Below are 13,769 nucleotides of genomic sequence, written 5' to 3'. Positions count from 1 at the left end.
CCTGAATGGGGCAGTGGCCGGGTCGCGCGAGGGCGTGGCCCGGTTTTGCTGTTGTAAGTTCTTGAATCAAGGGTGAACGTGGGATGGGGTGTTGAAAAATAACGTCTTGCGTTAATAACGTTTTACGTTATATTGTTGCGTCATGATCCAGTCGTTCGGTGATCGTCAGACTGAGCGGTTGTTTGCGAGGGAATCTGTTCCTTCCTTGGACTCGCGCATCGCACGTGTCGCGTTGCGCAAGTTGCGTCAGGTCGACGCTGCGTGTCGTTTGGAGGACCTCCGGATCCCTCCGGGCAATCGGCTCGAGCTTCTGCGCGGTAATCGAGCGGGGCAGTACAGTATCCGAATCAATGATCAGTGGCGCATCTGCTTCAGGTGGAGCGATGCTGGTCCAGAAGGGGTTGAGATCGTTGACTACCACTAAAATTGCTCCGATTCACCCGGGCGAAGTCCTCATGGAGGACTTCATCGAGGGGTTCGGAATTACGCAGCACAAGCTTGCTGTTGCTATTGGGGTTCCGCCTCGTCGTATCAATGAAATCGTCCATGGGAAGCGTGGGATCACGGCGGATACTGCGATGCGGCTGTCCCGCTACTTCGGCACAACCCCGGGGTTCTGGATGAACCTTCAGATGCGCTACGAACTCGACTGCGCCGAAGATACGATGGGGGATACGTTGAGCGGAATCGTCCCTCTCACGACGGTGGAAGTCGCTTGAGTCGACGGAGGCTGATAAGGCTGTGGCCGGGGCGCGTGCGCCCCGGCCACAATCTCATTACGCCTTCACAAACCCCGCTTTCTCGGGCGTCGTCCCAAGGCGCGTTGCGATTAGTTTTTTGTCCTCATCCGAGGCCAAATCCCGCACCCACTCCACGTAAGTCGGCTCATCTGCGTGAACCTCCTGCGTGAAGGGATTGCGCTTCTTTGAGACGATTACATACACGTGGCGGCCGAAAACCCAAACATTTGCAAGCAAGGCGGCCGCAGAGATGATGAACATCGCGCTTGGGTTGTGCGCGCTGCGGTGCGCAAACATCGAGTCCTGCATGAAATGCGGGAAAGTGAGCACCACAGCCGACCAGAAAGTCAGCGTGTAGGCCCGGTACTGGATCCACGCGCCTCGTCCAAACTTCATGAGAGCCGGAATCGTACACGCCGCCAACAGTGCCACGCCCGAATACCATGCGCGGTCCGCTAGACAGTTGTAGACGTAGGCGAAATTCCACAGGTCGTAGGCGATAATCCACCCGATCGTCAGGTCACCCCAAACAAGCGCGCGCTCCTTGCCTTTCGACACGAAGATCCCAATCCACCCCGAGATTGCGAGCAGATTCAAAATGCCCGCGATCCCGTTCATGATGTTCCAGGGGCCTCCCCACGTCACCATGCCCTGGGAAGGATCCACCCCGTGAATGCCGAAGCACTGGAAATCGCGCACCACGGCCTCGGCAATGTTGACGGAAAGGATCACCGGCGGAATTAGCAGGTACCAGCGGTTGTGCCGCAGCCTCGGGAATACTTGAAGCGCGACCAAGCACAGGGATCCCGCCAGCGCCGAGTATTGCTTGACGATTGGGAACCAACCTGCCGAGGCCGTGCCTTGCGTCGAGTGCGGCCACCAAAAGATCGTGAGCGCAAGCGGGATGACGATGAAAACAGCGAGGACCACCCACATATTGCGTTGGGCAAGCCACGCGGTAAAGGCGAGGGCAGCGATGACCACGAGGAGCATCGCATAATCCCACCACTCGCCGGCCTCGAAAAAGAAGAGGGTCGGATAATCCGGGGGAGTGATCGAGCCCATCAGTGTTGCTCCTTGCCCCAATCGGTGAGGTAGGTGCGCTCCATCTTCTGGCGGATCTGCTCATCCCACGAGAACGCAGGTTCGCTCCATCCTTCGAAGTACGAGGCGTCAACTTCGCTTTCCCACGGCGTGCCCGGGCCCGTCGGTGGCCACGAAGGATCGTCGGTGACGGGCGGTCGGATCTCGGCGACGGCCGGAGCGCTGCGTCCAAAACGGAACCACTGGGTGTAGGTGTCCTCGAAGAGGGGAGTGCCATCGTAACGGCCAGCTGGAGTCTCACTGTTGACGAAACGGCCGCCGAGCACGCCTCGCATGAAACGACCCGTCAAGTGTTGCTTCTTGCGGAACTCAAGCACGCGCTTAACGTAGAGGTTTTGTAGGTGCGTCATGCACCCGCCGATGAACTCGATGTTCACCCAGTTGAGTGCGGTCATTGCGCGCGAGGGCGGTTCGTAACCGATGCGCCAATGGTTGATGAGGCGCGTGCGACCACCCTCCAAGGGGACCATGTAGAAGCACCATGCTGCCGCAAAGTGCTTCATTCCGGGGAAGCGGAAAGCGTAGGAACCGGGTGCCTTGGGCGGGTTCTTCGTGTCGACCCACTGGACCAGGTACTTGCCGGGCACGATGTCGGCCCATTCCATGGACATGCCATGGAAGTCAAAGGCCGCGATGTCGCCCGGCACCATTGAATCGGGCTGTTGGAATTCTTCTTGGATCTCGTAGGAGTTGAAGAAGGGGAGTCGGGCAAAGACGCGCTCGAGGAATTCGGAGGAGAACGACCCCGACTTTTCCGCACCGATCTGCTTGAAGAGCCGCCACACCGCGTAGGCAGGGGCGTCGATGGTGATCGCGTAGGTGGAGGAATACCCGTTGTCGTAGTTGGCGTCGATGAGGTCGTCGCCCGGGTAGCGCCATGCCTGTTCTTCGGGGGTTGCTTTGCCGCTGAGTTGGCTGAAGGCGTACATTCCGCCCAGTAGTGCGCCTCCTCCGACGAGGCCGAGGCGGCAGAGTCTGCCAAAGCGTGACGAGTGTCGTTTCATGATCCTCCTCCTTGAGGGTCAGTGTGTGGGTTGCGTGTGGAGGGTGACGGCGTCGCTTCCATTCACTGCAGAATATGTAGTAAAGCTCACATCTTTGTGTGGTTAAGGCACTATGATAGACGAAAATACTCAGCTTAGTTACAGGTTCGAAGGAGAATGCTGTGGACTCGCTCTTCCTCTGGGAGCTCGGAACCCCAAAGGTCTATCTCATCTGGCTGCTCGTCTTGCTCGCGCAAATCCTTGTCGCCGAGATCAATCGCCGATGGAACTGGACGATCTTTGCCGTATGGACGGTTGGCGGCATTTTGCTCATGCCCTATGCGTGGATCCACGGGACTCCCATGGTTGGCTGGTTCCCCTTCGGTAAGTACGCGATCATGATCCTGACCGCCACCATGACCGGAACCGTCTTGGTTTACGCCAAACGCAACCCGGATAAGGCACACAAATACGCGATTTGGTTGGGCGTGGCCCTGTGGGTCGGTTTGGCCGTCAACATCATGGAGGCGAACATCCGGGACCTCACGATCTACTTCAATGCTGACACCTACTATGCGTGCGGCGCCGATTGGCAGTGCCTGAAGGGTGTCAATGACGCGCACACAATCGACATGATCGCCGGCCTGCCCGAGGCGCGAGGCGTCAGCGCAGAGCTCCACTCAATGCAGTGGTATCAGGAAGTTGCAGCGAACCTGTCTTCTCGCCACGTCGGTATTGATCCTGAAACTGGATTCCGCACGATCGGGGGCTACTGGAACCTGCTCTCCGCGCTGGCCGGCCTGCTCAATATCATCACGATCACCGGCCTCGGGAAAATCATAGCGACCTCCCCGGGGAAGCAGAAGGTCCGCGGGCTGATCTGGGTGGACATGGTGTGGCCGTGGGTTATCGCTTACGACCTGTGGAACCACGCGTTCCTCTACAACTCGCTGGCTGACTACACGTGGTACTGCACGCTTGCGCTACTGCTGGCGTGCACGATCCCCGCGTTTACGTGGGCGAAGGGACAGTGGATCTGGTTCCGCTGCTTCACGCTGGTTTTTTGGATTTCGATGAATACTTTGCTTCCCGAGGTCTTGGTGCCTCCCTCGGATATCTTTAATTTTGCGACCATGGACCCGAGAGCGAATATTGCTTGTGCGGTGGTTGCCTTGGTGGCGAACGTGATGCTCTTCGCCTACTGGCTCTACAAGATTGTGGTGTTTAAGCGCAATCCGATCACCGGAGTTTTGTACTGCGAACTGGGGGAGTTCCGCACGATTGTGCGCGAGCACTGCGACGATAAGGATAAGTACTTCCTCGTCGACGGAATTCCGCAGACTCCTGAAGAACTTGGTTATGAGCCCTCGTCCAATACGGCGCCTGCCGATGGATACGCCTCGTGGATGCCGTGGTGGAAGGGCGAGGACCGGCGGTATCCCACGAAGCGTGGGTAGTACCTGCTTCCAGTGGAATCACATTACCTATTTCGGGTGTCACTGAATGAAAAGAGACAAGCATGATTCAGGGCGATGACGAACGCGAAGATGAGCTCCTTGTGGAGCCGATTATCGAAGGCCAAATCATCGAGGAAGACGATGCGGTTTCCCTGGTTTCTGAAGCATCTTCAGACCAGGACCAGCAGGCCTCGGTCTATGCCGTCTTCTTCTTGAAGAAGCTCGTTCGCCTGCGGGGAGTGCGGATCTCGCGCGATGACTTCCTGCGCCAGGAACTGCGAAAACTCCACCTGGGTGATGCTGAGATTGAGCGTGCTATTGCAAGTGATCCTGTCTCTGCAGGGATTTCGCGCAAGTCTTTGGACAAGCTGGCCAATGATGCGATTTCTTTCGAAACGAAGAAATCTACCGCGCTCTCGTTTGCTGCAGGGATTCCAGGTGGCTTTGCGATGCTCGGAACCATTCCCGCCGACCTCACTCAGTACTACGTTCACTCGCTACGCATCATGCAAAAGCTTGCGTACCTCTACGGGTGGAGAGAGTTCTTGACGGATTTGGACGACGTTGATGATGAGACAATCGCCCAGATGGGCCTCTTCTTCGGCGTCATGCTGGGAGTTGCAGGAGCTGCAGAGTCACTGCGCGACTTTGCGCGAGTGATCGTTGCTCCGGCAATCGAAAAGAGGATCGCGCGCAAAGCCCTCATGAAGACGACGTGGTACCCGGTCGTCAAGAAGTCTCTGAAAGTGATTGGCGTTTCGGTCACGAAACAAAGCATGGCAAAAACCATGTCAAAGATCGTTCCCCTGATCGGGGGAGTGATCTCAGGCGGAATGACCTTCGTTGCTCTACAAACTCAAGCGACACGGCTCAAACAGCACCTGCGTCAGCTCCCGCCTCCGGGCCTCGATGCCGCGGAGTGGAAGCAGGTGAGTAACTGAGGCCCCTACTTTCCTCGAAACACCCTCCACGCCCCGCGAATCAGAGGAATCTGAAGCGGTAGTCGAGCATACGCAAGTGCCTGTGCGCCCGCAGGCTTTCCTTCCTTGCGATAATCCACGGCCATCTTGATGTTTGCGGGGAAGACCGCGACATACAACGCGCTCGCAGCCAAGCCAGCCAGTCGCCTCGTCAATGGAAGCGCAAGGCCAGCGGCAATTGCCAACTCGGCCGCGCCGCTCACCAAAGTGTAGGTTCGGGCGTTCCCGGGGAGACTCCGTGGCACAATGGCGTCATAAACCTGAGGCGCCTTGAAGTGTATAACCCCTGCTCCTGCAAGCAAAAGTGCATGCCAGTGTGCTGTCTTCATGAGGACTCCTAAGCTTCGGCCTCGCGGCGCATGATGAACTCGCGGTCAGCGTGGTCGCCGACCATGAACTTGTACTCGCCGACCAGCTTAAACCCGTGGCGCCCGTAGAGTCGCTGTGCCCCGAAGTTTTCGCTGAAGCAGCCAATCCACAATGGACGCGGCCCATCGGCAAGCAGGTAATCGATTGCGTGCCGGAGCATCATCGATCCGCGCCCGCCACCTTGGTATTCCCGCAGCAAATACAGGCGCTGAACTTCTCCGTCGGTGGGCTTGACGTCGGGGTGGGGGAGGTGTGCGGGGCAAACGGTCACGTAGCCAATCAGTTTGCCTTCCGAGACCGGGCGCGCATCAGTACACTCTGGTGCAGTCGTGTCGGCCTCGCTTCCCTCAAGGAAAAGCAGCCAGGTTGGGCGCTGGGGGTCCGCAAGCTCCGCGCGAAGGACTTCGGGGGAGTAGGCCTCGTGAATGAAACGATCAAGGTCTTCGGAAGAGTAAAGCTGCCCAAAAGTCTGGATGTAGCACGTGGACGCAAGTGCGGATAGTGCCTCTGCATCTTCGGGCGTTGCGCGGCGCAGCATAATCTCCCCTCCTTGGGCTAGCCGATGACCATAAGAACGGTTCCGGCGCATAAACCAGCGATTCCCAATAAATACCGTCCCGAGACGCGCTCGCGCAACATGAGCGCCGAAAACGCAACTGTCACTAGTATTGAGAGCTTGTCGATGGGAACAATGATGGACGCGGGGCCTTCCTGGAGCGCTCGGTAGTAGCACAGCCACGAGGCCGTGGTTGCGATTCCCGAGGCTGCGATCCACGCGTGGTCGCGCAGGGGGATTGTGTGGATTGACGCCGGTTTCGCATGGAGCGCGACAACGATCCAGGCCATGAGCAACACGACGGAAGTCCTCACTGCGGTTCCCAGATTGGAATCGACCCCTGTGATTCCTATTTTCCCAAGGATCGAGGTAAGGGCGGCGAAAACTGCAGACGCTAACGCAAAGATCATCCACGAGGCCGCGGGTGCCTTTTGTGCGTCGGGCAGTGGGGTGCTCGCAGAGGTCTTTGATCGCTGGGAAACAAAGCCCCTGAATAATCCAGGTTCAAGGGTGAGAACGATTCCGATACCCAGAATCAGAACGCCCACAAGGGCGATGGGAGAGAGGCTCTCGCCCAAGAAAATCACTGCGAAAGCGATAGCGATGATGGTCGAGGACTTATCGATCGGGCTGACGAAAGTCACTGGAGCTTTGGAAAGCGCAGCGAAGAAGCAGAGCCACGATGCGCCGGTCGCAAGCCCGGAGAGAAAAAGGAACAGATAGGTGCGGGATGAAATGGAGGTGAGCTCTGAAAGAAAGTGAGCGTGGAGGCTAATAGCTGCAACAATCCATGCACCCAGGAAAACGACCGAAGTCCTCAAAGCTGTGACGAGCGTTGAATCGTGACCGTGGATTCCCAGCTTCGCAAGTACGGCGGTGATGCCGGCGAAGAATGCTGAGCCTAAGGCGAAGAGAATCCACATGTTTTCAGGGTAACGCGAGTCGATGTTTGTGAGTGAGTGGCGTCTACAGGTGATTGAAAATTTATTCTGTCCAGTATCGGTAGCCAAATTGAGGGAAGCGCCTGAAATTTCCTCAAAAAATTCCCGATACATTTATGAATGCAAACTGTTGCGAGTGTTTTGCCCTGCCCTCATACTGTCTGTAGACAGTACAGGTGCAGGTTGACGCCCTAGCCTAAAACCTCAATATCCGCCCATACCTCACCACGAGGTACCGACGAACAGGGAAGGCCATGCACGTTTACTCTGCACGCCCAGAGCACATCGATAAGCTCGCTGAAATCGCGGGTGCTGCCTTCGAGAATTACCCCCTTCACACAGCAGTGAAGGGACTACTGGCCGATCCGGAGGAATTCCCCAACTGGATTCGCGATGTCCACGCCGTCATGATTCATGTATTCGCGCGTTATCACACAGTTCTGGTCCTTGAAGACCAGGGTGAAATCCTTGGAGTTGCCCTCCTGAATCATCGCCCGCCCGGGCTGCTTGAATACCTTCGCTACTGCAGGCCGCTCCTGGGCTATATGCGCTTTGATCGCCTCGTGCGTTTCTTTGCCTTTACCGAGGCCGCAGATAGCGTAGTGCGTCGCGAATCCGATTTCGATTGGTTCCTGACCGTTATTGCCGTCGATCCTTCACGCCAACATCAGGGAATCGGTCGGCGCTTCCTTGAGAAAGGAATCGAAGGATACGTGCGCTCCCACGGAAGTGGACGCCTCGCATTCATTACCTGCACTCCCACGAATGCGCGCTTCTATTCCTCGGCTGGATACCGAGTCGTGGGGGAGCACTCGGTTTCTTTAGACGGGAACGAGGTGCCCGTGTGGTCTTTTGAGAAGGTCGTCGAGTAGATACCCGCTGGCGCGTTCGAATTGGAGGGAAGAACGCACCTGAGGTTTCGACGATGAGTTTGGGGGCTTGGTATCAGGTGATACCAAACCCCCAAACTATCTATCGAGATCCAGCTCGTTATTGCTGCGCGGGTCCCTGTTGTCCCCAAGGATTAGGCTGCTGGCCCTGCTGATTGGGCTGTCCGCCTTGCTGCGGAGGCTGCCACTGCTGGCCACCTTGCTGGCCCTGCTGGGGCGCGGCACCATTGGGCTGTTGGCCCCACTGTTGTGTGGGCTGGCCTTGCTGTGGTTGCTGGCCCCATTGCTGTGCGGGTTGCCCCTGCTGCGTGGGCTGACCGGACTGGCCGGCATACTGCCGCCACTGGTCGCCTTGCATACCCTGCTGCTGCCCCCACTGTTGTTGTCCTTGTTGGGGAGCGGCTCCGTACTGCTGCTGGCCCCACTGCTGGCCACCTTGCTGACCCTGCGGGGGCACGGCACCGTTGGGCTGGCCCCACTGTTGTGCGGGCTGGCCTTGCTGCGGCCGCTGACCCCACTGAGGCGCAGGGGCAGGTTGCTGAGCAGGTGCCGGGGGAACGTACGAGGGACCCCACTGTCGGGGAGCAGGAGCATATCCCTGCTGGCCATAGCCGGCTCCCTGCTGCGGAGGCAGAGGCTGGCCCCACTGTTGCGGTGCAGCCGTTGGTTGCTGGCCAGGAAGCGGAACGTAGCTCTGTCGCTGGCTTTGCCTGGTCTGCTGCGGGGGCAGAGGCTGTCCCCATTGCTGTTGCTGCGGTTGCTGCTGCATGGGGGCTGCGCCGTACTGCGGTTGTTGACCCCACTGCTGGGGAGCTTGCGCGGGCTGCTGCGAGGCCATCGGCGTGTAGCCGGGCCGAGGCTGCTGTACGTACGGCGTTGGTGCCGGAGCAGGTGCAGGAGCGGGTGCCTGTGGCTGGACCTGTGGCGTGGGCGCAGGCTGATACTGCGGAAGCGGCGTGGGCGCCGGAGCGTGCTGAGGCTGAGCCTGAGGCTGTGCCACGGGTGCTTGCGCGCCTTGCTGAGAGTAAAGCTGCGGTTCTTGTGCCGGTGCCGCTGCCGGTGCCGGACTGGAAACGGGCGCCGAATCGGCCTGAGCCTGAGGTTTAGGCTGCGCTTGTTCAGCCTCGTCGTGTGCTTGTGCGGGAACAGTCTCTTCGACCGGTGCAGCTTCTTCTGCAGGTGCAGCCTCTTCCGCCTGTGTGGGCGCGAAGGCCTCGGCCTGCGGTTCCTGAGGAGCCGCTTCCGGCTCGCTCATCTCAGGCAGTGCGGATTCTACAACTGGTGCCGGCTCATCGTTTGGCACGGTAGCCGGGGCTACAGCTGCAACCGGCTGCTCGGGCTCTGTGGACGCATGACGCGCCTCTGCCTGCGCGGGGATTTGAGCCGCAGCGAATGACGGGACGCCAGCCTCTGTTTGAGAGGGTTCCGGAGTGTGTTCCTGCGACGAGGCCGGCGCGTGAGCTGGCTTGTACGCCTGCTGGGCCGGCTGAAGCGGAGTGTGCGGAGCGGACGCCTGAGCGCGTTGAGCCTGAGGAACCTGCGGTTGGACAGGCGTCGATGCTGCGGAAGTAGGCGTTGAAGATGCACCAGAGGGAGCACGAACTCCTCTGACGGGAGTCGCAATAGGCATTGAAGCTGCAGTGCCAGGCGTTGCCCCGGGGGCCGTAGGTGCTGGTGCTGCCTGGGTAGAACCACCGAGAGGAAGAGCTCCCTGCGACATAGGTGCGGATGCAGTGGCCCCACCCTTCGCGCGCTTGCGATCCTCGCGAGCTTGACGCTTCGCTGCGCGGGCCTCTTCACGCGCCTGCTGACGCTGAGACTTTGCAGTCGAATCTGCCTTTCGCGAACGACCGCGGAGAACAAAGATGGCAATTCCTGTAAGAACAACAAGGCCGCCAGCAACTGCTGCAATGATGATCCATGTGGTTGAAGAAATTGAACCGATGAGAGAGCCTGACTTTGCTGCAGCAGCAGTGCGGTTACGGTCGGGTGCAGCAGGATCCGTCGGCGCCGGTGTCAGAGGCTCAAAAGAGGGAACCGGCGTACCGTACTGTGCGGCGACTGTCGCATTGCCCTGGTAAGCATCAGTCTTCTTCCCGTGGACGGCGACCTTTCCATCAGGCTTATTCCACAGAACAATCTGTCCGGTGGGGGAGTATTTTGAATCGCCTCGCTGATCAGCCCAGAAGTCGGTGAACTTTGCCCCTGCAGATGCGGAATCAAGGTCAAAAACCAGAGGGCGGATGCTGATATAGCCAATGTCGCGCGGGCGGCCGAGGAATTCTGTTTCCTGCATCAACTGTTCGCTTGAATAGACAAAAATAAACTCACCCTTGTCATCAAGCGAATAGTACTTTCCTGCATTTTCGGGGCCTTCGAAAGGCGGGAAGATTGAGCAACGAGTGAAGTTATCACCCTGGGCGAACTCGATGCGGTAGTCATTATTCCCATTTGAAAATGACTTGCACTTACCTTCGTCGATCTGCTTCGTGCGGTCATACACTTCAAGCGCGTGTCCGACGCTTCCCTTGTTGTAGACGCTCAATGTCACCGAGACAGTCAAGTCTGAATCTGCGGCCTGCGCAGTTGTTGCAGTAGGGAGCACCAATGCTCCTGCAAGCAAGAGTGTGGCCGCTGTCGAATACAAACGCTTCATTGAGGCATCCTTTGAAAGTGAATCACGCTATTTCAAGCATATCGAATTGTGAGGGGTGCGCAAAAACAGTTATTCCGAGGGCGGGGCAAAGGGGTTTTTCCCCTGTTCTGTCTGGGAATCCCCGGGGAAAATCTCACTTTTGGCCGATGAAGACGAGGGCTGCGCGGGTGGTGAATAATCCTGAACGGAGGGCACAACAGGCGCATCTTCCACATGAAAATCATCTGAAAGTTTGAAGGGATTTTGCCCGGTGTCTCCGGGAGTTAGCGAGCCGGAAAAACCTGTCCCACTTTGGTAACTCAGCGGAACTGCGAAACCTCGCTGTTCGCGTTCCTTTCTCCTGCTGTTTGCGCGCATGATCATGGGAACGCCGATGATTAAGAAGAGACAGACAACCGGAACCAGAATGATCTTGATAATCGTCCCGATCCCGCGTGCAGGTCGGTAAGCAGTGGGGCTGGGGGATGGGGTATAGGGCGTGATGGAGCGGGTGTGTACTACTGCCTCGAGATCAGAAGGAAGATCGGCGGGAACGACACCGTTCATTGCTTTGCGCTCGATTGCGTGGAAGTCGCTGAACATCTGCACGCTTCCCTTCGCGCCGATCAGTGTTTCCGATGTGCTCATCCACTTCGCTTCGTCAGCAGAGCTATCGTCTTCGTCCAGTACTGCTCCCGGGCTGAGTTCTGAAATGGTCAGGTAGCTCCCCTGCAGGTATGCGTCATGGCGCGTCAGTTTGACGTCACTGGGAAGCCCTAGATTGAGCTCCTCAAGTTTCAGGAGTTTTGCGGCGAAAGTAAGGTTTCCTTGGTCATCGATCTCGATATAAGGATTAACAAAACGATTGAACTTTGTTGTAATTCTGCAATCATTCGAGTAAGTTCCCGCCTCAAAGTGCACTTCGGACCATTCCGTTACCTGGGGTACTGCTTCGCATGCTTTCTGATCGAGAGTCTTGGAATAATCGCTGATATAGACCGAGTAGCTCACACTCGATGTGCCAACAAAGAAGTACTCGGAAAGATCGACCTCGTTTCGCGCGGCGTGTGCCGGGGAGGCGCCAAGTATCCCGCCGACAATGCTCAGCATGCACATGCATGCAAGGAAAAGGGTTTTCGTTTCTCGTCGTAAGACCTGCAATGGTGATTCCTCGTCCGGTAGCGTCAGATTACCGAGGCTGTGCCCCAGCGGCGTGCGTTTAGTTCGATGGTGGTGCGTAGGGGTTCGTCGGCCCCTGAGTTGACGAAGAGGGCTCAACGGCAGAAGGAGTTGAGTGCTCGGCAGAAGGAGTAGAAACCTCGTCTGCTGAAAGAGTGAAGGGATTCTTCGTCTGCGAAGCGGAAGTAGGCATACTCGGCTGATACGCGGTGGGGATGACGAAACCACTGCTCTCTCGCTCGCGGCGCTTCTTATTCGCCCTCCTCACTAGGCCAATCGCCCCAAATACGATGACAATGATGCCGAACATGAAGTACTTACCAATAGAACTTGTGAGGAGGGATGGGGTAGGAAGGGCGCCGGTGGCACGCCACGTAGGGCGTGGGGAAGAAGAGGTCTGGAGCGCTTGAAGATCGGTCGGCATGTCGGCAGCAGCTATGCCCTTGTGCTCTTTGCGTTCTTGGGTGCGGAAATAATCATTCTGCTCGAGGGTTCCCTCTGCGCCAAGAACTAGTGCTGGTGCATTTTCCCAGGTAACGGTGTCGGAGTATTCGCTTCGATCGAGAGCCGCACCCGGGGTTGCTTTTGTTCCTCGGAAATAAGTACCGCTCAGAGAAAAACGGCGGGAAGTAATCGAGGCGTCATTTGGAAAAGTGAGTCCCAGATCGTCAAGAGTGACTTGCTTTGCAGCAAAAGTAACCTTTCCGTTGCTATCGACGCCGATATAAGGATTGACGTGACGATTGAAGTCCGTCGTGATCTCACAACGGCTGTAGTACTTACTTGTCGAAAAATCGACGATTGACCACTCCTGGACAAATGGCAGAGCAGTACACGTATCCTCAGTGATCGTCTGAGATTCGTCGGTCACAGTGAGCCTGTATTGAGTGCGACCATCGCGCTCAATACGAACGTCCTCGTTGATTCTGATGTCTTTGTCCAAGGCATGTGCGGGCTGAGCCCCAGCGATGGGGAGAAAGAGAGTCAGCGCGCAGGCGCATGCAAGGACAAGGGCGCGTGTGTGTCGATGAAGTGGCAGGTGCATGCATGACTCCTTTGAGCGAGGTGGCCGTGAAGCGGCTGCGTCTCAGTGTGAACAATACTAGTTTGTCGGTGGTGCAAAGCGGCTTCGCGGGGAAGACGAGGGATCGTCTGGCGTAACACCGCTTTGCGCGGAAGACTCCGGCGGAGTGGGGATTCTCTCTTCGGGAGGAAGAACGAAGGGGGAACGAGGCGAAGAGCTTCCCTCCGTGTGATCATCGCTGAGTTGCTCATCGACTTTCGCTTTGGCCTGACGGGTTTTTTGAGCGTCCTGCTGCTGTTTCGCGTTCCATATGGAGTACACGCCGAAGGCTGCGAAGACGAATACGCTGAGCCCCATGATCTTTTTGATGAGAGCATCACCGTCGATGTCCACCAGTGGTGTATGCGTTGGTGGAACCGAAGAAGAACGCTGTGTTCTTGTGGCGCGTGGTGTCGCTTGCGTAGATGGTGTTGAAGTTGCGACTACTTCAAGGTCTGTCGGAAGCTCATCGGGCGCGACTTCCGGCTTTGAAACCCGCCTCGTCGAGTGAAAATCGCCTGCAGGCGAAAAAGTGCCAACAGCCGCAAGGGAAGAGCCAAGATCGCCACTCCACCGGACGTTCACGCTGTTTCGTGGCCCGTCGCTCACAGTGCCACCAGGGCTCATTTTTGAGATCTTCATGCTGATCCCCCCGAAGCTGAGATCTCGAGTCAGATAGGACGTGCCCTCTGGGAAGGAAACCTTGAAGTCCTCAAAGCGAACGGGACGCGTGACAAAAGTGAAGGATCCATCCTCGTTGGCCTCCACATAAGGGTTGTTTAATCTGAAGAATGTTGCCCTGATCGAGCACGTCTTGCGCTGTGGATCAGTGGAATAGCTGGTCTGGGCATTATTTCGCGCTTGAGGAAGGG

The 13,769-nt window shown here is 57.4% G+C and carries 15 protein-coding genes; 6 read left to right on the top strand and 9 right to left on the bottom strand.

Translation table 11 applies throughout. The features are described 5' to 3' along the window. Positions 1-142: 142 nt before the first annotated feature. Together ACWNMW_RS01970 and ACWNMW_RS01965 are read left to right on the top strand one after the other, a co-directional pair. A complete protein-coding gene (locus tag ACWNMW_RS01970; RefSeq protein WP_449489866.1) occupies positions 143-424 on the top strand; it encodes a type II toxin-antitoxin system RelE/ParE family toxin in 282 nt (93 codons plus the stop codon). Further along, positions 351-719 (top strand): HigA family addiction module antitoxin, encoded by a 369-nt coding sequence (locus tag ACWNMW_RS01965; protein ID WP_449489865.1) that lies wholly within the window; start codon positions 351-353, stop codon positions 717-719. Before ACWNMW_RS01970 ends, ACWNMW_RS01965 begins: the two co-directional genes overlap by 74 nt. Before the next feature lie 57 nt (positions 720-776). On the opposite strand, the gene ACWNMW_RS01960 is transcribed toward ACWNMW_RS01965, so the two are convergent. Both ACWNMW_RS01960 and ACWNMW_RS01955 read right to left on the bottom strand, forming a co-directional pair. Then, on the bottom strand, positions 777-1,805 hold the full coding sequence (locus tag ACWNMW_RS01960) for a DUF5692 family protein (RefSeq protein ID WP_449489864.1): 1,029 nt from the start codon (positions 1,803-1,805) through the stop codon (positions 777-779). Beyond that, entirely contained in the window at positions 1,805-2,848 is a 1,044-nt protein-coding gene (locus ACWNMW_RS01955) for a hypothetical protein (protein ID WP_449489863.1), read from the bottom strand. The genes ACWNMW_RS01960 and ACWNMW_RS01955 overlap by 1 nt, the downstream gene beginning before the upstream one ends. 161 nt (positions 2,849-3,009) lie before the next feature. Here ACWNMW_RS01955 and ACWNMW_RS01950 point away from each other — a divergent pair, with 161 nt between their 5' ends. Next, positions 3,010-4,284: a DUF5692 family protein gene (locus tag ACWNMW_RS01950; RefSeq protein WP_449489862.1), complete on the top strand. Its 1,275-nt coding sequence runs from the start codon at positions 3,010-3,012 to the stop codon at positions 4,282-4,284. Positions 4,285-4,346: 62 nt separating this feature from the next. Further along, a complete protein-coding gene (locus ACWNMW_RS01945; protein WP_449489861.1) occupies positions 4,347-5,225 on the top strand; it encodes a hypothetical protein in 879 nt (292 codons plus the stop codon). Between the two features lie 5 nt (positions 5,226-5,230). Here the strand turns inward: ACWNMW_RS01945 and ACWNMW_RS01940 are convergent, their stop codons facing one another. The 3 genes from ACWNMW_RS01940 to ACWNMW_RS01930 are packed head-to-tail and all read right to left on the bottom strand — an operon-like array spanning position 5,231 to position 7,112. Continuing rightward, complete coding sequence (locus ACWNMW_RS01940; protein ID WP_449489860.1) at positions 5,231-5,593, bottom strand: DoxX family protein; 363 nt, start codon at positions 5,591-5,593, stop codon at positions 5,231-5,233. Between the two features lie 8 nt (positions 5,594-5,601). After that, a complete protein-coding gene (locus tag ACWNMW_RS01935; RefSeq protein ID WP_449489859.1) occupies positions 5,602-6,171 on the bottom strand; it encodes a GNAT family N-acetyltransferase in 570 nt (189 codons plus the stop codon). A 17-nt stretch (positions 6,172-6,188) separates the two neighbouring features. Then, a complete protein-coding gene (locus tag ACWNMW_RS01930) occupies positions 6,189-7,112 on the bottom strand; it encodes an EamA family transporter (RefSeq protein WP_449489858.1) in 924 nt (307 codons plus the stop codon). Positions 7,113-7,384: 272 nt separating this feature from the next. Here ACWNMW_RS01930 and ACWNMW_RS01925 point away from each other — a divergent pair, with 272 nt between their 5' ends. After that, complete coding sequence (locus ACWNMW_RS01925; protein WP_449489857.1) at positions 7,385-8,002, top strand: GNAT family N-acetyltransferase; 618 nt, start codon at positions 7,385-7,387, stop codon at positions 8,000-8,002. 118 nt (positions 8,003-8,120) lie between these two features. Here the strand turns inward: ACWNMW_RS01925 and ACWNMW_RS01920 are convergent, their stop codons facing one another. From ACWNMW_RS01920 to ACWNMW_RS01905, 4 genes are all read right to left on the bottom strand, one after another. Continuing rightward, positions 8,121-10,676 carry a hypothetical protein gene (locus ACWNMW_RS01920; RefSeq protein ID WP_449489856.1) on the bottom strand — a complete coding sequence of 852 codons (2,556 nt, stop codon included), beginning with the start codon at positions 10,674-10,676 and terminating at the stop codon, positions 8,121-8,123. A gap of 69 nt (positions 10,677-10,745) precedes the next feature. Continuing rightward, the gene (locus tag ACWNMW_RS01915; protein ID WP_449489855.1) at positions 10,746-11,816 is read right to left on the bottom strand and encodes a hypothetical protein; all 1,071 of its coding nucleotides are present in this window, start codon (positions 11,814-11,816) and stop codon (positions 10,746-10,748) included. 58 nt (positions 11,817-11,874) lie between these two features. Next, positions 11,875-12,879 carry a hypothetical protein gene (locus ACWNMW_RS01910; protein WP_449489854.1) on the bottom strand — a complete coding sequence of 335 codons (1,005 nt, stop codon included), beginning with the start codon at positions 12,877-12,879 and terminating at the stop codon, positions 11,875-11,877. Positions 12,880-12,936: 57 nt separating this feature from the next. Beyond that, entirely contained in the window at positions 12,937-13,251 is a 315-nt protein-coding gene (locus ACWNMW_RS01905; RefSeq protein ID WP_449489853.1) for a hypothetical protein, read from the bottom strand. Here ACWNMW_RS01905 and ACWNMW_RS01900 point away from each other — a divergent pair. After that, positions 13,244-13,408: a hypothetical protein gene (locus ACWNMW_RS01900; RefSeq protein WP_449489852.1), complete on the top strand. Its 165-nt coding sequence runs from the start codon at positions 13,244-13,246 to the stop codon at positions 13,406-13,408. The two genes, ACWNMW_RS01905 and ACWNMW_RS01900, sit on opposite strands and share 8 nt — an antisense overlap. Positions 13,409-13,769 lie beyond the last annotated feature (361 nt).

The organism is Actinomyces sp. Marseille-QA0893 (assembly GCF_976954355.1).
The sequence above is the reverse complement of the archived record's forward strand: the minus strand, read 5'-3'. Positions and strand labels throughout refer to the sequence as shown.